The organism is Streptomyces sp. NPDC018026 (assembly GCF_044327745.1).
Lineage (GTDB): Bacteria > Actinomycetota > Actinomycetes > Streptomycetales > Streptomycetaceae > Streptomyces > Streptomyces rubrogriseus.
Genome location: NZ_JBIRFY010000001.1, coordinates 617,992 through 643,188, shown reverse-complemented (window position 1 = coordinate 643,188; position 25,197 = coordinate 617,992). Strand labels below are relative to the sequence as shown.

20 protein-coding genes are annotated in these 25,197 nt (G+C 73.2%); 9 read left to right on the top strand and 11 right to left on the bottom strand.

What is annotated here, in order from left to right; translation table 11 throughout:
* Nucleotides 1-7: 7 nt before the first annotated feature.
* Together ACH4D3_RS02630 and ACH4D3_RS02625 are read right to left on the bottom strand one after the other, a co-directional pair.
* On the bottom strand, nucleotides 8-1,105 hold the full coding sequence (locus ACH4D3_RS02630) for a DUF6215 domain-containing protein (protein ID WP_398315568.1): 1,098 nt from the start codon (nucleotides 1,103-1,105) through the stop codon (nucleotides 8-10).
* A gap of 79 nt (nucleotides 1,106-1,184) precedes the next feature.
* Nucleotides 1,185-1,718 carry a MarR family winged helix-turn-helix transcriptional regulator gene (locus tag ACH4D3_RS02625; protein WP_398315566.1) on the bottom strand — a complete coding sequence of 178 codons (534 nt, stop codon included), beginning with the start codon at nucleotides 1,716-1,718 and terminating at the stop codon, nucleotides 1,185-1,187.
* A 107-nt stretch (nucleotides 1,719-1,825) separates the two neighbouring features.
* On the opposite strand from ACH4D3_RS02625, the gene ACH4D3_RS02620 reads away from it, so the two are divergent.
* From ACH4D3_RS02620 to ACH4D3_RS02595, 6 genes are all read left to right on the top strand, one after another.
* Nucleotides 1,826-2,332, top strand: coding sequence for a nitroreductase family deazaflavin-dependent oxidoreductase (locus ACH4D3_RS02620; protein ID WP_398315564.1), 507 nt, complete (start codon nucleotides 1,826-1,828; stop codon nucleotides 2,330-2,332).
* Between the two features lie 120 nt (nucleotides 2,333-2,452).
* The gene (locus ACH4D3_RS02615; protein ID WP_398315562.1) at nucleotides 2,453-4,300 is read left to right on the top strand and encodes a glycoside hydrolase family 3 protein; all 1,848 of its coding nucleotides are present in this window, start codon (nucleotides 2,453-2,455) and stop codon (nucleotides 4,298-4,300) included.
* A gap of 119 nt (nucleotides 4,301-4,419) precedes the next feature.
* Nucleotides 4,420-5,277 carry a TetR family transcriptional regulator C-terminal domain-containing protein gene (locus ACH4D3_RS02610; protein WP_398315560.1) on the top strand — a complete coding sequence of 286 codons (858 nt, stop codon included), beginning with the start codon at nucleotides 4,420-4,422 and terminating at the stop codon, nucleotides 5,275-5,277.
* A 124-nt stretch (nucleotides 5,278-5,401) separates the two neighbouring features.
* Nucleotides 5,402-6,325 (top strand): 3-keto-5-aminohexanoate cleavage protein, encoded by a 924-nt coding sequence (locus ACH4D3_RS02605; RefSeq protein WP_398315558.1) that lies wholly within the window; start codon nucleotides 5,402-5,404, stop codon nucleotides 6,323-6,325.
* Nucleotides 6,325-7,281, top strand: coding sequence for a 3-hydroxyacyl-CoA dehydrogenase NAD-binding domain-containing protein (locus tag ACH4D3_RS02600; RefSeq protein ID WP_398315556.1), 957 nt, complete (start codon nucleotides 6,325-6,327; stop codon nucleotides 7,279-7,281). Before ACH4D3_RS02605 ends, ACH4D3_RS02600 begins: the two co-directional genes overlap by 1 nt.
* The gene (locus ACH4D3_RS02595) at nucleotides 7,278-7,757 is read left to right on the top strand and encodes a thioesterase family protein (RefSeq protein WP_398315554.1); all 480 of its coding nucleotides are present in this window, start codon (nucleotides 7,278-7,280) and stop codon (nucleotides 7,755-7,757) included. Before ACH4D3_RS02600 ends, ACH4D3_RS02595 begins: the two co-directional genes overlap by 4 nt.
* On the opposite strand, the gene ACH4D3_RS02590 is transcribed toward ACH4D3_RS02595, so the two are convergent.
* Nucleotides 7,696-9,594, bottom strand: a complete 1,899-nt coding sequence (locus ACH4D3_RS02590; RefSeq protein ID WP_398315552.1) for an ABC transporter ATP-binding protein — start codon at nucleotides 9,592-9,594, stop codon at nucleotides 7,696-7,698. The two genes, ACH4D3_RS02595 and ACH4D3_RS02590, sit on opposite strands and share 62 nt — an antisense overlap.
* Nucleotides 9,595-9,712: 118 nt before the next feature.
* On the bottom strand, nucleotides 9,713-10,618 hold the full coding sequence (locus ACH4D3_RS02585) for an NAD-dependent epimerase (RefSeq protein WP_398315550.1): 906 nt from the start codon (nucleotides 10,616-10,618) through the stop codon (nucleotides 9,713-9,715).
* Between the two features lie 71 nt (nucleotides 10,619-10,689).
* On the opposite strand from ACH4D3_RS02585, the gene ACH4D3_RS02580 reads away from it, so the two are divergent.
* The 3 genes from ACH4D3_RS02580 to ACH4D3_RS02570 all read left to right on the top strand — a co-directional run bounded on the left by ACH4D3_RS02580 (nucleotide 10,690) and on the right by ACH4D3_RS02570 (nucleotide 14,873).
* Complete coding sequence (locus ACH4D3_RS02580) at nucleotides 10,690-11,631, top strand: GlxA family transcriptional regulator (protein WP_398315548.1); 942 nt, start codon at nucleotides 10,690-10,692, stop codon at nucleotides 11,629-11,631.
* A 36-nt stretch (nucleotides 11,632-11,667) separates the two neighbouring features.
* Entirely contained in the window at nucleotides 11,668-12,345 is a 678-nt protein-coding gene (locus ACH4D3_RS02575; protein ID WP_398315546.1) for a GntR family transcriptional regulator, read from the top strand.
* 224 nt (nucleotides 12,346-12,569) lie between these two features.
* Entirely contained in the window at nucleotides 12,570-14,873 is a 2,304-nt protein-coding gene (locus ACH4D3_RS02570; protein WP_398315544.1) for a M9 family metallopeptidase, read from the top strand.
* A gap of 100 nt (nucleotides 14,874-14,973) precedes the next feature.
* Here ACH4D3_RS02570 and ACH4D3_RS02565 read toward each other — a convergent pair whose 3' ends face one another.
* From ACH4D3_RS02565 to ACH4D3_RS02535, 7 genes are all read right to left on the bottom strand, one after another.
* Complete coding sequence (locus ACH4D3_RS02565; protein WP_398315542.1) at nucleotides 14,974-15,975, bottom strand: proline racemase family protein; 1,002 nt, start codon at nucleotides 15,973-15,975, stop codon at nucleotides 14,974-14,976.
* Nucleotides 15,976-15,977: 2 nt separating this feature from the next.
* On the bottom strand, nucleotides 15,978-16,874 hold the full coding sequence (locus ACH4D3_RS02560) for a dihydrodipicolinate synthase family protein (RefSeq protein WP_398315540.1): 897 nt from the start codon (nucleotides 16,872-16,874) through the stop codon (nucleotides 15,978-15,980).
* Nucleotides 16,871-18,352: an FAD-dependent oxidoreductase gene (locus ACH4D3_RS02555; protein ID WP_398315538.1), complete on the bottom strand. Its 1,482-nt coding sequence runs from the start codon at nucleotides 18,350-18,352 to the stop codon at nucleotides 16,871-16,873. Before ACH4D3_RS02555 ends, ACH4D3_RS02560 begins: the two co-directional genes overlap by 4 nt.
* On the bottom strand, nucleotides 18,345-18,599 hold the full coding sequence (locus ACH4D3_RS02550) for a (2Fe-2S)-binding protein (RefSeq protein ID WP_398315536.1): 255 nt from the start codon (nucleotides 18,597-18,599) through the stop codon (nucleotides 18,345-18,347). The genes ACH4D3_RS02555 and ACH4D3_RS02550 overlap by 8 nt, the downstream gene beginning before the upstream one ends.
* Nucleotides 18,596-19,756 (bottom strand): NAD(P)/FAD-dependent oxidoreductase, encoded by a 1,161-nt coding sequence (locus tag ACH4D3_RS02545; protein ID WP_398316614.1) that lies wholly within the window; start codon nucleotides 19,754-19,756, stop codon nucleotides 18,596-18,598. The genes ACH4D3_RS02550 and ACH4D3_RS02545 overlap by 4 nt, the downstream gene beginning before the upstream one ends.
* A gap of 165 nt (nucleotides 19,757-19,921) precedes the next feature.
* On the bottom strand, nucleotides 19,922-22,243 hold the full coding sequence (locus ACH4D3_RS02540; RefSeq protein WP_398315534.1) for an SWIM zinc finger family protein: 2,322 nt from the start codon (nucleotides 22,241-22,243) through the stop codon (nucleotides 19,922-19,924).
* The gene (locus ACH4D3_RS02535) at nucleotides 22,240-25,188 is read right to left on the bottom strand and encodes a DEAD/DEAH box helicase (protein WP_398315532.1); all 2,949 of its coding nucleotides are present in this window, start codon (nucleotides 25,186-25,188) and stop codon (nucleotides 22,240-22,242) included. The genes ACH4D3_RS02540 and ACH4D3_RS02535 overlap by 4 nt, the downstream gene beginning before the upstream one ends.
* Between the last annotated feature and the right edge of the window lie 9 nt (nucleotides 25,189-25,197).

Genomic DNA, 25,197 nt, shown 5'->3' with positions numbered 1-25,197 from the left:
CGCTCCGTCACACGGTCCGTTCGGGAAGCGTGGGAAGGACCTTCTCCGCGATGTCGAGGAGGACGCTGTCCTCCGGGAGGGCGCCGGACGTGCTCCACACGGTGATCTCGTAGTAGCCGCCCCGGTCCTTTCCGTCGAGGGCAACGGACAGGGTGCGGGCCAGGGGGCCCTGTTCCACCGGTCCGCCGGACCCGCCGCTCCCCAGACTGATCTCGATCCTCATGGTGTGGTCCGAGGCGAGTACCGCGGGTCGGCCGAGAACGGAGAGCGTCTTGACGTCCGTCTCCTCGCCGTACTTCATCAGCTTGACGTACTGGGCGATCGACAGCTTGTTGTACGTGACCGCGACGTGCACGGTGTAGGTGTCGAACCGGACCTCCGCCTCGGGCTGGGCGACCTTCCCGTCGGTCAGGGGAGCGGTGTTGCTGCTGCCGGATGCCGCGGTCGCCGTCTCCGTCGGGGTTCCGAGGAGCCGGGCCAGGTCGGACCTGTTGAGCGCCGCGCACAGCTCGCCGCCGGTCACGGCCCGGGACGTCTCCCTGTAGGCGGCCGGCAGCTCCTCGCCCTCCCCGCCGGGACACGACACGGTGTGCGGCGTGCCGGCGTCTTCGGAGGGCAGCAGTCGCGGGCCCAGCCACACCGCGGCTCCGAGCGCCGCGAACACGGCCACGGCCGCGGCGGCCTGGCCCCACGCGTTGGGTTCCTTCTCCACGGCGGCGGGGGCGCGAGGCCGCTCCGCCGGAGGCCGCGGCTGCGACTGCGACTGGGGCTGGGACTGGGACTGGGACTGGGACTGGGACTGGGACTGGGACTGGGACTGCGGCTGCGGCTGCGGCTGCGGCTGCGGCTGCGGCTGCGGCTGCGGCTGCGAGGCAGCATCGGGCTCCACCGCCGGGCCAGGGTCGCGTCGGGTGCGCAGGGCCCGGACCACCGTGTGCACGCGCACCGCGGTGAACACCAGGAACGCCGCGCCGATCCCGGCCGGGACCCAATCGCCGTCGCGGAACGCGAGATACGTGAGGCGCACGCCCAACACGGACCCGACCACGATGAGCAGGGGCTCGCGGACCCAGAAGGGCAGCAGGCGGATGAGGAAACCGAGCATCCGGCGATCTCACCAGGCCAAGATCACGCCGGCCGTGATGGAGGCCACAGTTCCGGCTCGGAACTCAACCGTGACCTGCTCACCCGTGGTGGGTCGCCGGGAGGTCCACCGCCCACCCCAGCGGATGGGTCTCGGCGACACCCGGAGCGGGGGCCAGGGGTTCGGCTCCGGCCCGGTTGAAGGCGGCGAGTGCCTCGACGAGCGCCAACCGCTGTGCGGGGGTGAGCATTTCGACGATGCCGGCGATCTCGGAACGCCGACGGGCCGTGACGTGCTCGACCGTGTGGCGCCCTTCCTCCGTGAGCTCCAGCAGCGTCTCGCGGCGGCTGCGGGGGTTGGGCTGCCGGGCGGCGAGACCCGCCGCGATCAGCCGGTCGACCATCCGCATCGCCGTGGACGGTGCGACCTGAAGCTGCTCGGCGAGCGTGACCAGCTTGGTCGCCCCTCTCGTGAGCACCACCAGCATGCGGAACTGCGGCAGCGTCACCCGTTCCTCGACCGCCGCGAGGGAACGCGCGGACACCGCGACCAGCAGCCGCGAGGCGGTCAGCACCTCCCGGGTGACGGCGTCCACGTCGTCCGTGGCCCCCACGGGGCTGTCGTGCTCGGTCATGGCTCTTTTCTACCGTGTCCGCCATCCGGCCGCGCCCACACCGTTGGCCACACCTTTAGACTGTGCAAAACTTCAGGTACTCAAGAGATGCCTACCCGGAGGTGACCGTGCCGGACGAGCACACGGATTCCCTTCGGCCTCCCCTGCCCACGGGATGGCGCCGCAAAGCCGCCAGGGCGCCCGTTCTCCTGTTCCGCGCGGGTCTCGGCCCTCTCCTGGGCAGGCGCCTGCTGCTGCTCCACCACACCGGCCGGGTCTCCGGGCAGGACCGCCGCGTCGTCCTCGAAGTGGTGGCCTACGATCCGGACTCCCCCGCCTGGACCGTCGCGTCCGGATTCGGCGCGGGCGCCGACTGGTACCGCAACCTCGGCGCCCACCCGAAGACGGTCCTCCAGTTCGGCAACCGGCACCACGCCGTCACCGCCCGCTTCCTCTCCGCGGAGGACGGCGCGGCGATCATGGAGGAGTACGGCGCGCGCCACCCCCGCACGGCCCGCCGACTGTGCGCGTTCATGGGCCTGCCCTCCGACGGCAGCGCCTCGGCACTGCGCCGGGCCGGGCGCGCGATCCCCTTCGTACGCCTGGAGTCGGATCCGCCCCGGCCGTTTGTCTAGACCTATTTTGTCTAGACCTCTTGTCCTGCCCAGATCGGCGGGCTACGTTTCCCGCTGTTCGGAGTTCTCCACGTTTCCTTCAATTCCCCTGATGGGCAAGGCTGGAAGGAGCATGTCCGCATGCAGGACCGGAGTCTGTCCAGACGAACCGTCATCGCCTCCGCGACCGTCGTCGCCGCGAGCGCGACGGGCGTCGTGGGTGCCGCGGCCACCCCCGCCGTCGCGCACGGGCGCGGCAGGCGCGACGGGCGCCTCAAGAGAATCATCTCCCGGATGAGCATCGAGGCGAAGATCGGCCAGCTGTTCGTCCCGTACTTCTACGGTACGTCCGCGACTTCCCCCAGCCAGTTCGACCAGGACCGCAACCTCGGGGAACTCGGCGTCCGCACCGTGGCCGAGCTCATCGCCAAGTACCACATCGGCGGAGTCATCTACTTCTCCGGCTGGGCGAACAACATCCAGGACCCGCACCAGATCGCGGACCTGTCGAACGGTGTGCAGCGGGCCTCGCTCGCCCTGCCCACGCCCATTCCGTCCCTGATCTCCATCGACCAGGAGCACGGGGCCAACGTCCGCATCGGCAGCGGCGCCACCCAGTTGCCGGGCGCGATGGCGCTCGGCGCGGGCCGCTCGCTCTCCGACGCGCGTACCGCCGGACGGATATCAGGCATCGAACTCGCCGCCCTGGGCATCCATCAGAACTTCGCCCCGGTCGCCGACGTCAACGTCAATCCGGCCAACCCCATCATCAACGTCCGCTCCTTCGGCGCCGACGCCCGCGAGGTCGGCCGCATGGTGGCGGCCCAGGTGACGGGCTATCAGCAGGTTGGCGTCGTGGCCTGCGCCAAGCACTTCCCGGGCCACGGGGACACCGGCCAGGACAGCCACACCGGTCTGCCGGTGATCACCCACACCCGCGAGGAGTGGGAGCGCATCGACGCCCCGCCCTTCAGGGCCGCGATCGCCGCCGGTGTCGACTCGATCATGACCGCGCACCTCCAGGTCCCCGCGCTCGACCCCAGCAACGACCCGGCCACCCTGTCGCCCGCGATCCTCCAGGGCGTGCTGCGCGACGAACTCGGATTCGACGGCGTGATCGTCACCGACGCCCTCAACATGCAAGGCGTGCGTACGAAGTACGGCGACGACCGGGTGCCCGTCCTCGCCCTCAAGGCCGGTGCGGACCAGCTGCTGTTCCCGCCGGACATCGACGTCGCCTACCACGGGGTCCTGGCCGCCGTCCGCGCCGGTGAGATCACCGAGGAGCGACTCGACGAGTCGGTCCTGCGCATCCTGCGCGTCAAGGACAAGGCCGGCCTGTTCGACGGGAGCCCCTACGCCTCCCGGAAGGAGGTCGACCGGGTCGTCGGCGCCCGCGGGCACCGGCGCGCCGCCGCGCGGATCGCCGAACGCACCACCACCCTGCTGGTCAACGAGGACGACATGCTCCCGCTGGGCCGTCGGCAGCGGAGGCTGCTGGTGGTCGGCGCCAGCCCGGCCTTCCCGACCGACGACACCCGCACCACGGTGCCCGAGCTGGCCGCGGCCTTCGACGAACTGGGCTACCGCACCTCCCACCTCGCCACCGGCCGGGCGCCCGACGCGGCGAAGATCGACGAGGCGGTGGCCGCGGCACGGGGACGGGACGCGGTGGTGGTCACCACCGACAACGTCGGCGCCACCAGCGCCCAGCGCACCCTGGTGTCCCGGCTGCTCGCGACGGGAGTGCCGGTCGTCCACCTCGCGGTCCGCAACCCCTACGACATCGCCCACCTCGGCGACGTCCGGGCCTCGCTGGCCTCCTACTGCTGGACCGAGGTCGAACTGCGCGCCGCGGCCCGGGTGATCGCCGGCCGGGTCGAACCGCGCGGCAAGCTGCCCGTGCCCGTCCAGCGGGCCGACGACCCGGCCAAGGTCCTCTTCCGCTCCGGGCACGGACTGTCGTACGACGACCGCCGGGGGCACTGACGGCCGCTGCCCGCACCCCTGACTGATGCGACAGTCAGGATCTCAACGGGCCACTTTTCCAGCAGCTTCCTCCTCGGACATGTTGAGTTTTCCGCAACACATGTCTAAGGTCGTGGCCCGTGGAAACCGACGACGTCCCCGGCGGCGCACCGAACGCCGACACCGCCGCCCGCGTCCGCGAGGTCATCGCGGCCGCGGGCGTCAGTCAGCGCGAGTTCGCGCGGCGCGTCGTCATGGATCCGTCCAAGCTGTCGCGTTCGCTCAGCGGCACCCGCCGCTTCACGGTCGCGGAGCTGGCCCGGATCGCCGACGAGGGGCAGGTCGACGCGGGCCGGCTGCTCGGCACCCGGTCCCGCGAGAAGGCCACGCCACCGGCGACCGGTGTCGAGGGCGGGCGACCGCTGCAGATCGTCCGCGAGACGGTCCGGCTGATCGCGGAGCACGGATTCCACGCGGTGCGGGTCGCCGACATCGCCCGCGCCTGCGCCACCAGCAGTGCCGCGATCCACTACCACTTCCCGGGGCGCGCCGAGCTCCTGGAGGCGGCCGTGCGCTGGTGCATGGACGAGGACACCGCGCGCCGTGCCGCCCGTCTCGCCGAGGCGGACGACGCGGCGGCGGAGCTGTCCCAGCTGATCGCGCTGCAGACGCCGCGCACCGCGCAGCAGCGCCGCCAGTGGGCGGTGTGGCTCGACCTGTGGGCCGAGGCCGCTCGCTCCACGGCGGTGGGACGTCTGCATTCCGAGTACTACCGGCAGTGGCGCGAGACCGTCGCCGACGTCGTACGCCGAGGTGTCGGACAGGGCGTCTTCCGCGCCGGGCTCGATCCGCGGGCGGCGGCACTGACGCTGACCGCTCTGATCGACGGCCTGGCGACGCACGTCCTGTCGGTGAGCGGGCCGGCCTCCGCCGATGCCGCGGACGCGATGCACACCGCGCTGACCACCCACGTCAACGACACGATCCTGGCTCCGTAGCGCCCAAGCCGCGGAAGCCCCTGCCCCTGCCCCTGCCCCTGCCCCTGCCCCTGCCCCTGCCCCTGCCCCTGCCCGCACCCTGCTCCGCCACCGCCGGAGTGGGAAGACCTCGGGAGGCCCCCGCATGCCCATGACCGAGAACGTCATCATCACCTGCGCGCTCACGGGCGCCGGTGACACCGTCCGCAAGAGCCCCCACGTCCCCGTCACCCCGGAACAGATAGCCAGGAACGCCGTGGAGGCGGCCGCCGCCGGAGCGGCCGTCGTGCACATCCATGTACGCGACCCGGAGACCGGCGACCCGTCCCGCGACCCGAAGCTGTACCGGGAGGTCGTCGAGCGCGTCAAGGAGACCGGCACCGACGTCGTCATCAACCTCACCGCCGGCATGGGCGGCGATCTCGTGATCGACCCGGACGACCCGCTCACCCACCTGCCCGGCACCGACCTCGTCGGCGGTCTGGAGCGCCTTCCGCACGTCGAGGACCTGCTTCCGGACATCTGCACGCTGGACTGCGGCTCGCTCAACTTCGGCGACGGCTCGAACCTCTACGTCTCCACTCCCGACATGCTGCGCGCGGGCGCGCGGCGCATCCAGGAGCTGGGTGTGCGGCCCGAGTTGGAGATCTTCGACACGGGTCAGCTCTGGTTCGCCAAGCAGTTGCTCGCCGAGGGCCTGCTCGACGACCCGACCGTCTTCCAGCTGTGCATGGGCATCCCGTGGGGCGCGCCCGCGGACCCCGGGGTGCTCCAGTCGATGGTCAACATGCTGCCGGACGGGGCGCGTTGGGCGAGTTTCGCGCTCGGCCGGATGCAGATGCCGTGGGCCGCACAGTCGATCCTGCTCGGCGGCCACGTCCGCGTGGGCCTGGAGGACAACCTGTACCTCGGCCGGGGCAACAAGGCGACCAACGCCCAGCTCGTCGAACGGGCCGTGACCCTCACCGAGTCGATGGGCGCCCGCGTGGCGACGCCGGACGAGGCCCGCGCCACTCTCGGCCTCCGGCCCCGCGACCGGTCCGCCGCGACGACGAAGGAGCACATCTGATGACCTCGCCCGAGAACGTCCGCCGCGTCGCCTGTGTCGGCGCCGGAGTCATCGGCGGCGGCTGGGTCGCCCACTTCCTGGCCCGCGGCTACGACGTGACCGCCTGGGACCCGGCGCCCGACGCCGAACCGAGGCTGCGCCGCCTGGTCGAGGCGGCGTGGCCGACGCTCACCCGGCTCGGCCTCGCCGAGGGCGCGTCGACCGACCGGCTCACCGTCACCGGCTCCCTGGAACAAGCCGTCGCCGAAGCCGAGTTCGTCCAGGAGAGCGCGCCCGAGAAGCTCGGCCTCAAGCGCGATCTGCTGGCCCGCCTGGACGCGGCGACACCATCCGGCGTCGTCATCGCCTCGTCCACCTCCGGCTATCCGATGACCGACATGCAGACGACGGCCGCGGACCCCTCGCGCCTGGTCGTCGGCCACCCGTTCAACCCGCCCTACCTCATCCCGCTCGTCGAGGTCGTCGGCGGCGAGCGCACCGACGCGGCGGCGGTGGCCTGGGCCTCGCGCTTCTACGAGGTCGCGGGCAAGTCCGTCATCACGATGGACAACGAGGTCCCGGGCTTCATCGCGAACCGCCTCCAGGAGGCGCTGTGGCGCGAGGCGCTGCACATGGTCGCGAGCGGCGAGGCGACGGTCCGGGACATCGACCTGTCGATCACCGAGGGCCCCGGGCTGCGCTGGGCGGTGATGGGACCGATGCTGACGTTCGCGCTCGCGGGCGGCGAGGGCGGCATGGCGCACATGCTGGACCACTTCGGCCCGTCCCTGAAGTCGCCGTGGACGCGCCTGGAGGCGCCGGAGCTGGACAAGGAGCTGTACGACGCGGTGGTGGCCGGCTGCGACGAGGCGGCGGACGGCCGTTCCATCGCCGACCTGGTGGCCGAACGCGACCGGGGCGTCGTCGAGGTACTGCGCGCCACCGGCCGCCTGGGCCCCGAGGAGGACTCCCGATGACCGGGCTCCCGCTGCTCCGCAGCGCGGTCCGCCCGGAGTGGATCGACTACAACGGCCACCTGAGCGAGGCCTTCTACGTCCTCGTCTTCGGCCACGCCACGGACGCGCTGATGATCGGGACGGGCCTGGACTCCGGCTACCGCGAGTCCACGCACTGTTCCCTGTACACGGTCGAGTCCCACGTCCGCTACCTCCGCGACGTGTCCGAGGGGGCGCAACTGGCCGTCCGCACCCGTGTGCTGGGCGCGGCGGCCCGCAAGGCGCGTTTCACGCACGAGATGTACGTGGTGCCCGGACCGGACGCGGAGCCGGCGCCCGACGCGGCGGCGGTCGCGACGACCGAGCTGCTCGCGGTCCACGTCGACCGGCGGGCGGGGCGGGCCACCGAGTTCCCGGAGTCGGTCCGGCGCCGCTTCACGGAGCTGACCGAGCCGCCTCCTCAGTGGGCGGGCCGCTCGATCCCCACCGTGGCCTGACGCGCCGGGGACCGTCGTCGCGGCGGTCCCCGTCGCCCGACGGGCCGGTGCTCTCGCCGAGGAAGCCGCCCGACTGGTGCCGCCACAGCCTGGCGTAGGCGCCGTCCGTCGCGAGCAGCTTCTCGTGGGAGCCCTGCTCGACGACGCGTCCGCGGTCCAGGACGACGAGGCGATCCATGCCGGCGACGGTGCTCAGGCGGTGGGCGACCACGAGGGCCGTACGTCCGTCCATCAGCCGCCACAGGGCGTCCTGGACGAGGAGTTCGCTCTCCGAGTCAAGCGCGCTGGTCGCCTCGTCGAGCAGCAGGACCGGGGCGTCGCGCAGGATGGCGCGGGCGAGGGCGACGCGCTGGCGCTGGCCGCCGGACAGCTTCACCCCGCGCTCCCCCACCAGTGTGCCGAAGCCGTCCGGGAGCTGGTCGGCGAACTCGGTGACGTGCGCGGCCGCGGCGGCCGCGTGGATCTCCTCGTCGGCGGCGCCGGGCCGGGCGAAGGCGATGTTGTCCCGCAGGCTGCGGTGGAACATGGCGGGCTCCTGCGGCACGTAGGCGATCAGTGAGCGCAGGTCGCTCTGGCGCAGCAGGCTGATGTCCTGGCCGCCGATCAGGATGCGTCCGCGGTCGATGTCCGACATCCGCAGCAGCAGCCGGGTGAGCGTGGTCTTGCCGCCGCCGGACCTGCCGACCAGGCCGATCCGGGCGCCCGCGGGCACGTCCAGGTCCAGTCCCCGGAAGATCGGCTTCGCGCCCGCGTGCGCGAAGGTCACCGCCTCGAAGCGGATGCCGGAGTCCCGCGGCGCGAGGGGTGCGGGCGCGTCGGCGTCGACCACGGTGGGCGGGTCGAGGAGCAGCTCGGTGAACTGGGCGGCCTCGGTCATCGAGCTCTCCAGCCGCCGGTAGATCTGGTTGAACTCGAACATGATCTGGGTGGCGTTGGAGTAGTAGGTGAAGGCGACGACGACCTCCTCCACCCCCTGCCCCGGCCCGCCGAAGGCGATGGCGACCAGCAGGCCCAGGACGTTGGTCAGTACGGACATGGGCGCGATCAGGGTGTCGACGCGCAGGTTGCCGTAGTCCCACGATCGCAGCGTCAGGCGCCGGGAGTCCGCGACCCTGCCGCGGTGTTCGGCCGCCTCCCGCCGTTCGGCCGCGAACGCCCGGACGGTCTCCATGTTCATGAGGCTGTCGGCGACATGGCCGGAGACCCGGGCGACCGCGGCCTCCCGGTCGTTGACGAGCCGTTGCCTGCGCCGGATCAGCGGGGTCGCGGCCACCACCGTCAGCGCGATCATCAGGAACAGGCCGACGACGAGCATCGGTTCGTAGCTCCACAGGACCACGGCACCGAACACCAGAGGGACGAGACTGCCCACGATCCGGTACGTCACGGTGTCGACGAAGTCCTCGAAGCGCTTGCCGTAGCTGAGCACCCGTTTGGTCAGGGAGCCGGCGAAGTTGTCGTGGAAGAACGCGGCGTCCTTGGCGAGGAGTTCGTCCATGCCGCCGACGTAGAGGTGCTCCATGCCGAGGGCGTCCACGCGGTTCAGGCAGTGCTGCCCGACCCGCCAGACGGCCTCGGCGAGCAGCAGCGTCAGGCCGAAGCCCAGCACGTACGGCAGCGCCCGGCCGAGGGTGAGGCCGCCGTCGTCGGCGGCCTGCCCGGCCAGCTTGGCGATCAGCAGGGGCGCGACGTAGCGGATGCCGATGTTGCCGACGGCCGGCAGCAGCAGCGCGGGCAGGGCCAGCCGGCGCAGGCGCAGCAGTTCCCTGCCGTAGTGGCGCAGCGCCAGGACGACCGCGCTCCTGCCCGGCGCCGGTCCTCGCGTGTCTGTCGTCACCGTCACACTCCCGGGTTCGGAAGCCGGAAGTCTCCCGTCGGACGGGGCCCACAGTCCAGGCATTTAACGCGGACCGTCGAGAACCGGACACCCTGCGGCCCCGCTCGGGTCGGGGTGTCTAGACCCCCGGGTCCGGGACGACCTCTCCGAGGACGTCGTCCACCGGGGTGGCGTGCACTCCCAGGATCTTCCCGGTCTCCGAGTGGTCGACGACGAACGGGCGACCGGGCTCGGTGAGCACCTCGTGCATCTCCGCCCAGAAGGGTTCGGCGAACGCCAGCATGGTGAGGTCGCGTTCGGTCATCTCCGCCATCCGCGGGGTCGGCGCACCCGCGAGTCCGGCGAGCCGTCCGGCCAGTTCCCGCACCGAGAGGGTCGAGGTGGGGACGTGCCAGGCCCGGCCGTACGCCTGCTCGGTGCGGCTCGCGGCGACCAGCGTGCGGGCGGTGTCACCGATCGCGGAGTAGCTGTGCGGCACGTCGAGTTCCTGCGGCACCAGGGCCAGCCTGCCGGCCAGGACCTGCCCCTGCACCATGAGGCTGAACACCGAGAGGGCGCCGGCACCGTAGAACTGGGCGGCCCGCACCTCGGTGACCTTCACCCCCGAGGCGGCGGCCTCCTCCCACACCCGCGCTCTGGCCCGCCCCTTGGGACCGGTGGCGGCCAGGGGCAGGCCGGGACCGATCGGCCCGCTCACCGGGCCGTAGCCGTAGTGGTTGCCGAGCATGACGTACGCGGCCCCGGTGCGCCGCACCGCGCTCAGGAGCGATGCCGACAGGACGGGGAACTGTTCGGGCCACTGGTGGTAGGGCGGCGCGGCGGTGGTGAACAGCGTGTCGGCACCCTCCGTCAGTTCGGTGAGCCGATCGGTGTCGGTCGCGTCCGCGATCGCCTTCTCGATCAGGGGGTGGTCGGGCCCGCGGCCGGTCCGGCTGATCATGCGCACCCGCTCGCCGTCCTCGGCGAGCAGAAGCGCGGTCCTCGACGCGGCTGCCCCGCGTCCGACGATCACATGAGTTGTCATGCCGACCACGGTGCCGTCCCACTGCCCCGTGCCATAGTGGCCACAATGCCAACCATCCGGAGGTTCTGGCCATGCATCGCGTCGTCGCGGTCGTCGTGCCGCCCGTGCTGAGCTTCGATGTCTCGATCCCGCTGATGGTGTTCCACAACGTCGAGCACTACGACGTGCGGGTCTGCGCGGCGCGGCCGGGTCCGACGCCGACCGTGGGCGGCCCGGACATCGTGGTGCCGGACGGCCTGGACGCGTTGGACCGTGCCGACACGGTGCTCGCCGTCGGTAGCGGGGGTGAGCCGGCTCCCGCGGAGGTCCTCGACGCCCTGCGGAAGGCCGCGGCCGGGGGCGCGCGGATCGCCTCCCTGTGCACGGGCGCGTTCGTCCTGGCGCAGCCCGGCCTGCTCGACGGGCTGCGCGCCACCACCCACTGGGGGCTGGCGGCCGAACTCGGCACCCGTTTCCCGGCCGTCGAGGTGCAGCCCGACCTCCTCTTCGTCGAGGACGGCGGTGTCTTCACCTCGGCCGGTGCCGCGGCCGCCATCGACCTGTGCCTGCACCTGATCAGGGTCGACCACGGCGCCTCGGCGGCCAACGCGGCCGCGCGGCTCGCGGTCGTTCCTCCCGTACGGCCGGGCGGCCAGTCCCAGTTCATCGAGACTCCGCTGCCGCCGGAGCGCGGTACGTCCTTCGCCCCCACCCGTGCCTGGGCGCTCGGACACCTGGACCGCCCGCTCACCCTGACCGACCTGGCGCGGCACGCCGGGACGAGCGTGCGCACCCTCACCCGGCGCTTCCACGCGGAGACCGGACTGAGCCCGCTGCAATGGCTGTTGCACCGGCGCGTCGACCGGGCGAGGGAACTGCTGGAGACCACCCGGCTGCCCATGGACCAGGTGGCCCGGAAGAGCGGTCTGGGCAGTGCGGACTCCCTCCGCAAGCACCTGGTCGCCCGGATCGGGCTGACGCCCACGGCCTACCGCGCGAGCTTCAACCCGTCGGCACAACGTGACATTGTATAGTGGGAGGTCATTGGCTGGTCGGACGCAGGAGCACGGATGCCGCATCTCAAGTCCCAGGCGATCTCCGTCCAGACCCATCTGCGTGACCAGGTCGGCGACGCGCTCCGGGCCGCCCTCATCGCCGGTGACCTGCGTCCGGGGGTCGTCTACTCCGCCCCCACCCTCGCCGCGGAGCTGGGTGTCTCCGCGACTCCGGTGCGCGAGGCCATGCTGGAACTGGCCAGGGAGGGGCTGGTCGAAGCGGTGCGCAACAAGGGCTTCCGGGTCACCGAGATGACCGAGCGGGACCTCGACGAGTTCACCGAGATCCGGACCCTGATCGAGGTTCCCACCGTGGGCCGCGTAGCGGCGACGGCGACCGCTGAGCAACTGGAGGCGCTGCGCCCGCTGGCACAGCAGATCGTCACCGCGGCCCGCAAGCACGACGTCCTCAAGTACCTCGAAGCCGATCACCGGTTCCACCTGGAGCTGCTGGCCCTGGCCGGCAACCAGCATCTCGTGGAGGTGGTGGCCGATCTGCGCAAGCGTTCGCGGCTGTTCGGGCTGGGCAGCCTGAACGAGACGGGGCGGCTGGTCGCCTCCGCCCAGGAGCACGTCGACCTTCTGGACCTGATGGCGGCCGGCCGCGGCGGCGAGGCCGAGGAGTGCATGCGCCGCCATCTCGCGCACGTCCGCACCCTGTGGGCGGACGGCCGGACACACGCCGAGGACTGAGCCGAAGAGCACCTTCGCTCCCAACTCCCCAACTCCCCTTTCCGTCGGACCACTTCCCATGCCATATCACCTGTGCAATGGTACATGGCACAGGTCGTGGTCATGCCAACTTCAGGGCATCGGCCGTGCCCCGTCCGTTGGACGGCGCGGCCCTCCCCGATCCACGGCTCCTTCACCCTCCATGGGCCCCGCATCGCGTGGTCCCCACCCTCATGGGAGGCACAGTGAGAACGTCACGTGTCCGGCGGCGTCTGGGGGCGGCCCTGCCGCTTGCCCTGACCCTCGCCATGGGCGTCGGCCTGCCGGCGCAGCCGGCCGGTGCCCTGCCCGCGGCCCCCGTGTCCGCCGCGCGGGCCGCGCACACGGGACAGCAGCACGCCGGTCCCCCGCCCGTCGCCCAGTCCGTCACCGCCCCGGCCGAGCATGTGGGCAAGGGACGGCTGACGCCCTCGTCGATTCCTCCGCTCGCGGCGAGCAAGGACGCGCTCAAGCAGTCCTACGGACAGCACGAAGAACACGCGGAACCGGAGGCCGCGGACCGGAAGAAGACCACCGCCGCGGCCGCCGCGTGCGACGTCTCCGCCTTCACCACCCGCACCGGCAGTGCCCTGGTGCGGCAGATCGAGTCAGCCACGACCGACTGCGTCAACACCCTGTTCAACCTGACCGGAAGCGACGCCTACCAGGCCTTCCGCGAAGCGCAGATGACCACCGTCGCCCACGCCCTGCGCGACGGTTCGGCGTCCTACCCCGGCAACGGCAGTACCGGCATGCCGCAGCTCGTGCTCTACCTCCGCGCCGGCTACTACGTCCACTACTACAACGCCGGTACGGTGGGCGGCTACGGCAGCGGCCTGCAGAGCGCGATACGCGCGGGCCTCGACGCCTTCTTCGCCAGTCCGCACTCCCGCGACGTCGGCGACGCCAATGGTGAGACCCTCTCCGAGGCCGTCGTCCTGATCGACAGCGCCGAGGAGAACGCCCGCTACATCCACGTCGTCAAACGGCTGCTGGCGGACTACGACTCCTCCTGGAACTCCTCCTGGTGGATGCTCAACGCGGTCAACAACGTCTACACGGTGACCTTCCGCGGTCACCAGGTGCCCGCGTTCGTGAGCGCCGTCGAGTCGGATCCGGGCCTGCTCGACGCCCTGTACGGCTTCGCGTCCGGTCACCTCGCCCTCCTGGGTACGGACCAGTCCTACCTCACGTCCAACGCCGGACGTGAACTCGGCAGGTTCCTGCAGCACTCCGCTCTGCGGAGCAAGGTCCGCCCACTGGCGACCGGTCTGCTGAACTCGAGCGCGATCACCGGTGACACCGCCCCGCTCTGGGTCGGGGTGGCCGAGATGACCGCCTACTACGACCCCGCCAACTGCTCCTCCTACGGCACCTGCGACCTGCCGGCGCAGCTGGAGAAGGCGGTGCTGCCCGTGACGTACACGTGCAGTTCCAGCATCACCATCAGGGCCCAGCGGATGTCCTCGGGCGAGCTGTCGTCCAGTTGCGACAGCCTGCGCGGCCAGGACGCCTACTTCCACTCGGTCGCCCGGGACGGCGGGCCGGTCGCGGGTGACCGGAACGACACGATCGAGGTCGTGGTCTTCGACTCCAGCACGGACTACCAGACCTACGCGGGCGCCATGTTCGGCATCGACACCAACAACGGCGGCATGTACCTAGAGGGCGACCCGTCGGCGACCGGCAACCAGCCGCGCTTCATCGCCTACGAGGCCGAATGGCTGCGCCCCGACTTCCAGATCTGGAACCTCAACCACGAATACACCCACTACCTCGACGGCCGCTTCGACATGTACGGCGACTTCAACGCCAACATCACCACTCCGACCATCTGGTGGGTCGAAGGATTCGCCGAGTACGTCTCCTACTCCTACCGCGGCGTTCCGTACACGGAGGCGATGACCGAGGCCGGCCGCGGCACCTACGCCCTGAGCACCCTCTTCGACACCACGTACAGCCACGACACCACCCGTGTCTACCGCTGGGGCTACCTCGCCACGCGGTACATGCTCGAGCAGCACCGCGCCGACCTGGACACGGTGCTCGGCCACTACCGCGCCGGCGACTGGAACGCCGCCCGCGCCCATCTGACCGACACCATCGGCACCCGCTACGACGACGACTGGTACGCCTGGCTGGCGGGCTGCGCCGCCGGTGACTGCGGCGGCGGCACCGGCACCGAGTGCGCCGGCACCGACACCAGGGAGCTGGGTCGGAACTGCCGGCGGAGCGACCAGTCGGCCACCACCGGGAACTACGCGTACTTCTACCTCCACGTCCCGGCCGGCACCGCGCAGTTGACGATCACCACCTCCGGCGGCACGGGGGACGCGGACCTGTACTACGACGACGGCGGCTGGCCGGGCACCACCGGCTACACGCTGCGTGACACGGGCGCCGGCAACAGCCACACCCTGACCGTCGACCACCCGGCGGCCGGTGCCCACTACATCAGCCTGTACGCGGTGGACGGCTTCGACGGGGTGACCGTCGCGACCGGTTACTGACCCGGCGCGGACACGGTGCGGGAACGGCGCGGGAACGGCCGACGCACCGAGGCCCGGGGCGGCGCGAGGCCGCCCCGGGCCGCAGGCGTGGTTCCCGTGCTCAGAGGGTGAAACCCGCCGGGTAGGGGTCCGAGGGATCGAGCAGGTACTGCGCGGTGCCGGTGATCCAGGCCCGGCCGGTGACGGAGGGCAGGACGGCCGGGCGGCCGCCGACCGTCGTCTCCCCGAGGACGCGCCCGACGAAGCGGGAGCCGATGAACGACTCGTTGACGAAGTCCCGGCCGACCGGTAGCAGGCCACGGGCGTGCAGTTGCGCCATGCGGGCGCTGGTGCCCGTGCCGCAGGGCGACCGGTCGAACCATCCCGGATGGATCGCCATGGCGTGCCGTGAGTGCTCCGCGGTCGAGCCGGGCGCTTCGAGGTAGACGTGGTGGCACACGTCGATGTCCGGATTCTCGGGGTGGGACACCGGGTTCTGCTTGTTGATCGCGTCCATGACAGCCAGTCCGGCCTCCAGCAGCGGCTGCTTGTGCGCCCGCTCGAAGGGGATACCGAGGTCCTCGGTCCGGACGAAGGCGTAGAAGTTGCCGCCGTAGGCGATGTCGTAGCGCACTTCCCCGTGCCCGGGGACGTCGACGACCTGGTCGAGTGCGTGGCAGTACGACGCCACGTTCTCCAGGGTCACCGACTCGGCGTGGCCGTCGCGCACCCTGACCCGGGCCGTGACCAGTCCGGCCGGGGTGTCGAGCCGGACCTTGGTCTCCGGCTCGGTCACCTCGACCATGCCGGTCTCGACCAGGACCGTCGCGACACCGATGGTCCCGTGCCCGCACATCGGCAGGCAGCCGGAGACCTCGATGAAGAGCACGCCGTAGTCGGCGTCCGGCCGGGTGGGGGGTTGCAGGACGGCCCCGGACATCGACGCGTGTCCGCGCGGTTCGCACATGAGCAGGGTGCGCAGGTGGTCGCGTTCCGCGACGAAGCGCTGCCGCCGCTCGAACATCGTGGCGCCGGGCAGGACGCCCACCCCGCCCGTGATCACGCGGGTGGGCATCCCCTCGGTGTGCGAGTCGACGGCGTGGTAGCAGACCGTCGAACGCATCGTCAGTTCACCCCGGCGTCGACGAGTGCCTGGGTGGCGGCGCGCACGACCGCCTCGGTCTCGGGGCCGAGCGGCTGTCGCGGCGGACGGCAGGGACCGCCACGGCGGCCGGTCAGCTCCTGGCCGAGCTTGATGGCCTGGACGAACTCCGTCTTGCTGTCCCACCGCAGCACCGGGTGCAGTTGGCGGTAGAGCGGCAGCGCCGTCTCCAGGTCGCCCCGCACGGACGCCTCGTACAGCGCGAGACAGGCCCGGGGGAAGACCTGCGGGTACCCGGCGACCCAGCCCTTGGCGCCGGCGAGGGCGACCTCGAGCACGGTGTCGTCGGTGCCGATCATGAGGTCGAGGCCGGGTGCCAGTTCGGAGATCTCGTAGCAGCGCCGGACGTCGCCGGAGAACTCCTTGACCCCGACGATGTACCCCTCGGCGTGCAGTTTGGCCAGCAGGTCGGGGCGCAGGTCCACCTTCGTGTCGATGGGGTTGTTGTACGCGGTGACGGGCAGGCCCACCGAGGCGACCCGTTCGAAGTGCTGGAGCACCGCGCGGTCGTCGGCGCGGTAGGCGTTGGGCGGCAGGCACATGACGGCCTGGCAGCCCGCGTCCTTGGCGAACCGGGCGTGCCGCTCGGCCTCGCGACCGCCGTAGGCGCCGACGCCCGGCATGACGGTGAAGCCCTCGGGGGCGTTCGCGACGGCGGTCTCGACGACGCGGTCGCGCTCCTCGTACGTGAGGGTCTGGTACTCGCCCAGCGACCCGTTCGGCGCGACGCCGTGCATCCCCTGCGCGGCGAGGTGGGCGACGCTCTCGCCGTACGCGTCGAAGTCGACCGAGAGATCGTCGTCGAACGGCAGGCTGGTGGCGACGATGACGCCGTGCCAGGGCTTGCGGGTCTCGCTCATGGACACTCCTTGTCGGTTTCACTGCTGTCCGTCGATACCGCCGAAGTCGCCGATACCGGCGGGTCTTCGTCGAGGTCGGCGAGGGCCCCGAGGGTGACGGGCGTCGCGACGAGCCGTTCCGCGGGCTCGTAGGCCCGGCGCCGCGCCGTGAGGCAGTGCACGGCGGGTCCGCACATCCGCCCCTGGCACCAGCCCATGCCGGCCCGGGTCAGTTGCTTGATCTGCCGGTGGTCGGGTGCGCCGTCGGCGCGGGCGCTCCGGATCGCACCGGCGGTCACCTCCTCGCAGCGGCACACGACGGTGTCGTCGGTCAGCCACGAGGACCAGGCCCGGGGAACCGGATGGGCCAGCGCCATCGCCCGGGCGAAGGCGCGTTGCCGGTCCACCGCCGAACGCAGCGCCGTCAGCCGCCTGTTCGCCGGTACGGTGGTGGCGCGGGCGTCGGCGAGGACCGACGCGGCGGCCAGCCGGCCCTCGTTCACGGCGAGTGCTGCCCCGCCCACCCCGCACGTCTCCCCCGCCGCGTAGAGGCCGGGGACGGTGGTGCGCTGCCCCCGGTCGACCGCGACCACCGCGTTGCCGTCCGCCGAGTCCGTGAGGGAAGCCCCGAGGGGAACGAGCAGGTCGAGCTGGGGTGCGAAGCCCCAGCCGACGCCGACGGCGTCCACCTCCATGCGTCGTTCCGTACCCGGGCGCGGGCTGCCGTCCGGGGCCAGCGAGGCGATCCGCACCGACGTCACGCGGTCGGCGCCGTCCGCGGCGACGATGGCCGTGCGCGGGCGGACCGGGACTCGGTGGCGCACGAGCGTGGCGGCGTACCCGGCGCCCTCGGCCCACTTGTCGGGGTTGCGCAGCAGCGGGCCGGGGTGGCGCAGCCAGGCCCGTGGGTGGGCCGCCTCGCACACCGCGACCACCTCGACGCCGCGGGCCGCGAGCCCGGCGGCGACCGGCAGCAGGAACGGGCCGGTGCCGCCCAGCGCGACCCGGCTGCCGGCGGCCACTCCGCCTCCCTTGAGCAGGGCCTGCATCCCGCCGGCGGTCAGCACGCCGGGCAGGTCCCAGCCCGGGAAGGGCAGTTGACGGTCGTAGGCGCCGGTGGCCACCAGGAGTCTCGGCGCCCGCAGGACGACGGCGGTCTCCCGCGGCGCCTCGCGGCGGTCGACCGCGTGGACCGCGAATCCGTCGCCCTCACGGACCGCGGACCACGCGTGATGTCCCAGGCGCAGGTCGAGCCGGCCCGCCGTCCGGTGGGCCGCCAGCGCCTTGCACAGGGCGCGGTACCGGTCCAGTCCGTGGTGCAGGTCGTCGGTCGGTACGGCCGCCCGCGCGTGCTCGGGCGGGTGGCGCCAGTACTGACCGCCGAGAGCGGTTCCGGAGTCCAGCAGGGCGACGCGCAGTCCACCGGCCAGCGCCGTGGCCGCGGCGGCCATGCCGGCCGGGCCCGCGCCGACGACGACGAGGTCCGCGGGCTCAGTCATCGTCACCCTCCAGGGTCGTGACGGTCATGCCCGGCCGGGCCGGCAGCAGGCAGGCGCGCTGGCCGCGGGCTCCGTCGACGGTGACGAGGCAGTCGAAGCAGACGCCGATGCCGCAGAAGACGCCACGCGGGCGGTGTCCGACGCGGGTGGTGCGCCAGGCGACGCGGCCCGCCGCGACGAGGGCCGCGGCGACGGTCTGGCCCTCGGCGTACGGCAGGGGCTCGCCGTCGACGACGATCTCGCTCACTGGGGCGCACCTCCGGGGGTGAGGAAGCGGTCGGGGAGAAGGGCGGTGTGGGCGGCCGGATCGGCGCCGCGCCAGGGTCGGCCGAGCAGGTGGGCCGTGACGAGCGCGCCGGTGGCGGGGGCGAGGCCGATCCCGGCCCCCTCGTGGCCGCACGCGTGGACGACGCCCGGCACCCGCGGGTCGGGGCCCACCACCGGCAGGTGGTCCGGGCAGTACGGCCGGAACCCGCGGTAGGCGCGCATCAGATGGACTCCGCGCAGGAAGGGGAAGAGCCGGCACGCCTGGGCCGCGAGCCGGGCGAGAACGGCGGTGTTCATCGTGGTGTCGAAACCGACGCGTTCCCGGCTGGCGCCGATGAGGATCGTGCCGCCGCGCGTGCCCTCCACGACGCACGAGGTCTCCAGCCCGGCGTCGGAGGAGGCCACGTTGGCCACGTAGTCGGCGGAGTAGACCTTGTGCCGGACCATCGGCGGCAGCGGTTCGGTCACCAGGACGAAGCCGCGGCGCGGCAGCACCTCGACGGGGGCGCCGAGCCGCCGTCCGACTTCACCGCCCCAGGTCCCGGCGGCGTTGACGACGGCGTCGGCGGGCAGCACGTCACCGGCGGCCGTCCGGACACCGGTGACGCGGCCGTCCCGGGCGGTCACCGCCCCGGCCACCTCGCCCGGGTGGAAGCGCGCACCGCGCCGTACGGCGGCCCGCAGCAGCGCGGCCGCCGCCAGCACCGGCTGCACCTGCGCGTCCTGCGGGTAGTGGACCCCGCCGGGGATCCCGGGCGCGAGGTGGGGTTCGAGGTCCCGCACCCGGTCGACCTGCTCGACGCGGACACCGGCCGCCTCCTGCCGGGCGGCGAACTCCTGGAGCGCCGCGAGGTTCTCGACGCCGTCCGCTACCACCAGGCCGCCCTTGGCCTCCAGTTCGAGGGAGTCGGGTCCCAGCTCCCGGCCGGCCTCGTCCCACAATGTGCGGCTCAGCTGTGCCAGGGCGAGTTCGGGGCCGGGTTCCTTGTCGGAGAGGAGGACGTTGCCCTCTCCGCGGCTGGTCGTCCCGGCGCCGACGGGTCCGCGGTCGGTGACCGTGACGTCCATGCCCGCCGAGACGGCGTGGAAGGCGCAGGCGGCCCCGACGACTCCCGCGCCCACGACGACGACCTTCAGGGTCAACGGCTCCTCCTCCGCGCACGCACGTCGCTGTGCAATGTCACATGCCATGACTGAGGCTATACATCCGGCAGGCGGAAGACAACGCCCACTTCACAGCCGCCGGTGGCGAGGTCAGAGATCCACTCGGCTGCCCGGTTCTGTCATGGCACCGGCCGTGGGTCAGGGGTCGCCGGGGCCGCCGGGGCCACCAAGACCGGTCAGGGCGCCGACCGGGTCGAGGTCGGGGGTCCCGCGCGGCCACCAGTCCTCGCGGCCGGGCTCCGACTCGTACACGTACCAGAGCCCGGTCCGGCCGAGTCTCAGCTGGATGTGGCCGCGTGGGTGGGTGAGGCGGTTGCGCCAGGGACGGAAGGCGGGGAGGTCGGCGGCGAGCAGCAGCGGGCGGGCACGGTCGAACCGGCCGGCCGGCGGGTCCCAGGGCTCCTCCAGGACGTCGAGGCCCGCCAACCCGCCCTGCCGCCAGGCGGCAACGGCCCGCGCCAGCTCCCCCGTGTCGCGTCCGGCGGCCGAGGCGAGCGACGCGTAGAGCGCGCGGCTGCCCGCGGTGAGGCCGGAGCCGGGGCGCGCGGCGGCGAGCCGGACGGCGTCCTGCCACAGCGTCAGTCCGCCGACCGGGTCGCGTCCCGTGGTGAGCAGGGCGTGGGCGCGGGCGGCCGCGTCGGTGGCCAGCTGGTCCAGCGCGAAGGGGTCGGGGCCGCCCGGGGCGGCCGGGTAGGCCGGCGGCTGTTCGGGGTGCGGGGGCGCGGGCAACGGCGCCGGGAGGGGCGGCAGGGCGCGCGGGGTCAACGCCGCGCCGGCCCGGACGCCGGGCAGCGGAGCCGGGCCGCGGTCCTGGGCCGCACGCGCCTCGCGGGCCGCGTTCCGCCGGGACAGCGCGTCGAGCAGCGCGCGTTCGCCCCGGCCGCGGAGCAGCAGCAGGACGAAGGGGTCGGCGTCGAGCAGACGTGCCGTCTGGTAGCAGAGGGCGGCGGCGTGCTTGCAGGGGTGCCCGGAGTCGGGGCAGCTGCACTGCGGGGTCAGGTCGCCGGGTCCGGGGAGCAGCGGGACGCCGCGGTCGGCCAAGTCGGCCAGGGAGTGGGGAAGTTCCCTGTCGAGCAGCGCAGCGATGTGCCCGGGGCGTTCGACGGCGGCGTCCAGGAACCGGTCCCAGTCGGAGTCGTCCAGCGTGCGTAGCCGCACCTGCACCCGGTACGGCCGGGAGCGGCTGCCCTGCACATAGGCGAGGACCAGCCCGGGCGTCACGGTGATGGCGTCGACGTGCCCGCGCTCGGCGTATCCGCGCCCGCGTTCCAGCCGGGCGGAGTCCAGGGCGCCTTCCTCCAGCGCGGTCACCCACGCGTTCCCCCACCAGGTACCGGCGAAGCCCTCCGCCTCGGCCTCCCGGGGCGGCAGCGCGGGAAAGGTGCGCCGGAGATCGCCGTCACGGTCCGGGGCGGCCATCGAGCGGGGCGCGCGAGCCTTCGCGGGCGGTGCGCAGGAGACGGCCCGGCCACGCGCCGCCGAGGCGTGCTGCCCCGTGTCCGCACCGGGCGACGGGGCGGGTTCCGCGTGTGCCGTCGTCCCGCCCCCGGCGGAGGATGCACCGGGCTGCTCCCCGGCGGGCAGGGCCTCCTCGGCCGGGTACGCCTCCGGGGGCAGCCGGAACGCGCCCGCGGCGAAGTCCCGTACGGCGCGGGCACGGGCGTCGGCGGTGTCCGGACCGGCCGCCCGCCGCTGACGAGCGGCCGGCCGGGACGACTGCCGCGCGGGCGCGGCACCCTTGGCCGAGACGCCCTCGGCCGCCGCGTCCGCCTTCGCCTGCCGACGAGCCGCCCGCAACGCCTCACGCGCCACATCCGCCGGTCGGCTGCCGCCCGCGTCACCGGAGCCGGGGAGGGACCCCTCGTCGGGAACGGCCGCGACGGGCGGAACGAGCGGGACGATCGGGTCGGTGGAGGTGGTCGGCTCCGTGGAGGTGGTCGGGTCCGTGGAAGTGGTCGGGTCCGTGGAAGTGGTCGGGTCGATGGGGCCCGTCCACTCGGTCATGGCGTCGGGCCGGTGCGCCGTCTCGCTCTGATCCACCGCCTCTCCACCCTCTCCCGGCTTCCGGGAGTCTCCCGGACCGGTCTCCAAGGCGTCAGCGGCGCCCGGAGTGTCGGGCGCGTCAGGGGTGCCGGGGATGTCAGGGATGTCGGGGATGTCGGCGTCCGCGGGACTGTGCGTCCCCGTCCGCCGCGCGGTCAGTGCGCTGCGCAGCGCGGCACGGGCGACGTCTCCGGGACGCGGGCGGGTGTGCTCCGGCGACTTCGGGTCCTGGTCCTCTTCCTGGCCCGATGCCGACTCCGGCTCCGACGCCGAATCCGACGGTGGCGACAGCGGTGGCGGAGCCGATGACGTCGGCGTCGGCGTCGCCCCACGGTCCGCGTCCGCGCCCGTACCCTCGCCGCGCTCGCGTGCCTCCCGCAGGGCGCGGCGGGCCTCGTCCGCGGGCCGGGGGGTCATGACGACCTCCGCAGGGACACCAGGTCGGTCAGCTCACGGGCCGTCAGTTCGGTGAGGGCCGACTCGCCGGAGCCGAGGATCGCGTCGGCCAGCGCCCGCTTGGACTGGAGCATCTCGGCGATGCGGTCCTCGACCGTGCCCTCGGTGATGAGCCGGTGGACCTGGACCGGCTGGGTCTGGCCGATGCGGTAGGCGCGGTCGGTGGCCTGTTCCTCCACGGCCGGGTTCCACCAGCGGTCGAAGTGCACGACGTGTCCGGCGCGGGTGAGGTTCAGGCCGGTACCCGCGGCCTTCAGGGACAGGACGAGCACGGGAGTCGCCCCGCTCTGGAAACGGTCCACCATCCGCTCGCGCTCCGGCACCGGCGTACCGCCGTGCAGGAGGTCGACCGGGACCGCGCGGGCGGCCAGGTGGGAGGTGATGAGGCGGGCCATGCCGACGTACTGCGTGAAGACCAGCACCGAGCCGTCCTCCGCGAGCACCGTGTCCAGCAGCTCGTCCAGCAGGGCGAGTTTGCCCGAGCGGGCGGTCATCCGGTCGGCGCCGCCCGGCGGGTGCTCCTCCTTCAGGAACAGCGCGGGGTGGTCGCAGATCTGCTTCAGCGAGGTCAGCAGCTTGAGGACGAGGCCGCGGCGGCCGATGCCCTCGGCCTCCTCGATGGCGAGCATCGACTCGCGCACCACCGCCTCGTACAGTGCGGCCTGCTCGCGGGTGAGCGGGACGGGGTGGTCCGTCTCGGTCTTCGGCGGCAGCTCGGGGACGATGCCCGGGTCGGACTTCCTGCGGCGCAGCAGGAAGGGGCGGATCAGCCGGGCGAGGCGCTCCACCGCCTGGTCGTCCTCCCCGTTCTCCACCGCGCGCGCGTGCCGGGCGCGGAAGGACTTCAGGGGGCCGAGCAGCCCGGGGGTGGTCCAGTCGAGCAGCGCCCACAGCTCGGAGAGGTTGTTCTCCACCGGGGTGCCGGTCAGCGCCACCCGCGCCGGGGACGGAATCGTGCGCAGGGCCTTCGCCGTGGCCGAGTACGGGTTCTTCACGTGCTGGGCCTCGTCCGCGACGACCATGCCCCAGGGCTGCTCGGCCAGGGTGGTGGCGGCGGACCGCATGGTGCCGTAGGTGGTGAGGACGAAGCCGCCCGTCAGGTCGTCGAGGGTGCGGTCGGGGCCGTGGAAGCGGCGGACCGGGACGCCGGGCGCGAACCGGTTGATCTCCCGCTGCCAGTTGCCCAGGAGGGAGGCGGGGCAGACCACCAGGGTCGGTTCGGTGCGGGCGCGCCTCAGGTGCAGGGCGATGACGGTGACGGTCTTGCCGAGGCCCATGTCGTCGGCGAGGCAGCCGCCGAGCCCGAGCGAGGTCATGAGGTCGAGCCAGGCCAGGCCGCGCAACTGGTAGTCGCGCAGGGTGGCGTGCAGGCCGGGCGGTGCTTCGGCGGGGCGCACCCCCGCGGTGAGCCGGTCGCGCAGGGCGGCCAGCGCGCCGACGGGCACCACCTCGACGGTCTCGCCGTCGGTCTCCGCGCTGCCGGTGAGGGCGACGGAGAGGGCGTCGACCGGGTCGAGCAGGCCCAGGTCGCGCTTGCGGGCCCGGCGGACGAGCGCCGGGTCGACCAGCACCCAGCGGTCGCGGAGCCGGACGACCGGGCGGTGGGCCTCCGCGAGGGTGTCCATCTCGGCCTCGGTGAGCGGGTCGCCGCCGATCGCGAGCTGCCAGCGGAACTGGAGCAGGTCCTCGCTCTCGAAGAAGCCCGTGCCGTCGGTCGCCGAACCGGGCGCGGTCCTGATCACCGCGGTCGCGGTGAGGTCCTGGGCCAGGTCACGGGGCCAGTGCACGGCGACCCCCGCGGCGGCGAGCCGGCCGGCCGCCACTCCCAGCAGGTCGGTGACCTCCTCCTCGGACAGGGCGAGTACGTCGGGCACGTCGTGCTCGGTGAGCCGGTCCAGCGGCGGCCAGACCCGCGCCGCGCGGCGCACCGCCAGGGCGGTGTCCACGCGCGTGCGTGCGCCGAACGCCGCGTCCGCAGTCCCCGACCACAGGTCCGCCGCGTCGGCGACGAGGGTGGGGTCGGCGAGGCTGTGCACCTGGACGACGGCCGCGCCGGCGTTGCGCGCGCCGCCGGCCGCACCGCTCCCCGGGGCTCCTTCCCCCTCCCGGTCGAACAGGTCGTACGCCGACAGGTCGAGGCGGAGCGAGATCCGCACGCCCGCGTCCATGCCGGCGGCGACCTCCGCGGCCCAGTCGTGGGCGTCGGGCAGGCTCCGGGCCTCGCGTGCGGCGAACGGGCGTCCTGCGGCGTGCGGCGCGGCCGGGGTGCGGGGCAGGGTGTCGGCGACCGCGTCCAGGAAGGCGCGGACCAGCGCTTCCGGCTCCGGCAGCCGGATCGGTCCGGGGCCGTCCAGGGGGACCGCGTGGCCCTCCGGCGGCAGGGCGGCGGCCACGGCCCGCAGGTGCGCGATGTCGTCGGGGTCGAGTGGCCCGGCCCGCCAGGCGTCGTGACCGGTCGCGGTCAGGCCGGGCAGCAGCCGCCCGCGTGCGGTGAGCCGCAGGGCGTGCAGGGCCGCCGCGCCCCAGCAGGCGGTGGCCGGGTGGGCGCTCCGGTCGTGCCGGGCGCGCACCAGGTGGGGCAGCGCCTCGGCGAGCGGCAGCGACAGCGCGGGCGCGGTCCCGCGCCGCACCCCGGCGCCGTGCCGCCGCACGACGGTCAGCTCCGTCGGCCCACCGGACCGCTCGCCGTCCCCGTCCTGGTCCCGGACTCCGTCCTTGTCCCCGTCCCCGGCGGCCGCTCCCCCATCGTCCTCGGCTGCGTCGACCGGCCCGCCGTCGGGATCCCAGAAGGCGATCCGTCCCTCCCTCGGGAGGGATGCGGGCAGGAAGACGGCCGCGAGCCCGACGGGAACGGACCCCGTCGTCGCCCCGGCCCGCCCCGCCTCCGTCACGACCATGTCGCCCATACGTTCTGT

Bases quoted from the DNA above. Each gene is read 5' to 3' on its own strand.
- ACH4D3_RS02625 (WP_398315566.1), bottom strand. From the start codon at position 1,718: ATGACCGAGCACGACAGCCCCGTGGGGGCCACGGACGACGTGGACGCC.
- ACH4D3_RS02555 (WP_398315538.1), bottom strand. From the start codon at position 18,352: ATGACTGAGCCCGCGGACCTCGTCGTCGTCGGCGCGGGCCCGGCCGGC.
- ACH4D3_RS02565 (WP_398315542.1), bottom strand. From the start codon at position 15,975: ATGCGTTCGACGGTCTGCTACCACGCCGTCGACTCGCACACCGAGGGG.
- ACH4D3_RS02585 (WP_398315550.1), bottom strand. From the start codon at position 10,618: ATGACAACTCATGTGATCGTCGGACGCGGGGCAGCCGCGTCGAGGACC.
- ACH4D3_RS02595 (WP_398315554.1), top strand. From the start codon at position 7,278: ATGACCGGGCTCCCGCTGCTCCGCAGCGCGGTCCGCCCGGAGTGGATC.
- ACH4D3_RS02560 (WP_398315540.1), bottom strand. From the start codon at position 16,874: ATGAGCGAGACCCGCAAGCCCTGGCACGGCGTCATCGTCGCCACCAGC.
- ACH4D3_RS02600 (WP_398315556.1), top strand. From the start codon at position 6,325: ATGACCTCGCCCGAGAACGTCCGCCGCGTCGCCTGTGTCGGCGCCGGA.
- ACH4D3_RS02630 (WP_398315568.1), bottom strand. From the start codon at position 1,105: ATGCTCGGTTTCCTCATCCGCCTGCTGCCCTTCTGGGTCCGCGAGCCC.
- ACH4D3_RS02605 (WP_398315558.1), top strand. From the start codon at position 5,402: ATGCCCATGACCGAGAACGTCATCATCACCTGCGCGCTCACGGGCGCC.
- ACH4D3_RS02580 (WP_398315548.1), top strand. From the start codon at position 10,690: ATGCATCGCGTCGTCGCGGTCGTCGTGCCGCCCGTGCTGAGCTTCGAT.
- ACH4D3_RS02535 (WP_398315532.1), bottom strand. From the start codon at position 25,188: ATGGGCGACATGGTCGTGACGGAGGCGGGGCGGGCCGGGGCGACGACG.
- ACH4D3_RS02615 (WP_398315562.1), top strand. From the start codon at position 2,453: ATGCAGGACCGGAGTCTGTCCAGACGAACCGTCATCGCCTCCGCGACC.
- ACH4D3_RS02540 (WP_398315534.1), bottom strand. From the start codon at position 22,243: ATGACCCCCCGGCCCGCGGACGAGGCCCGCCGCGCCCTGCGGGAGGCA.
- ACH4D3_RS02575 (WP_398315546.1), top strand. From the start codon at position 11,668: ATGCCGCATCTCAAGTCCCAGGCGATCTCCGTCCAGACCCATCTGCGT.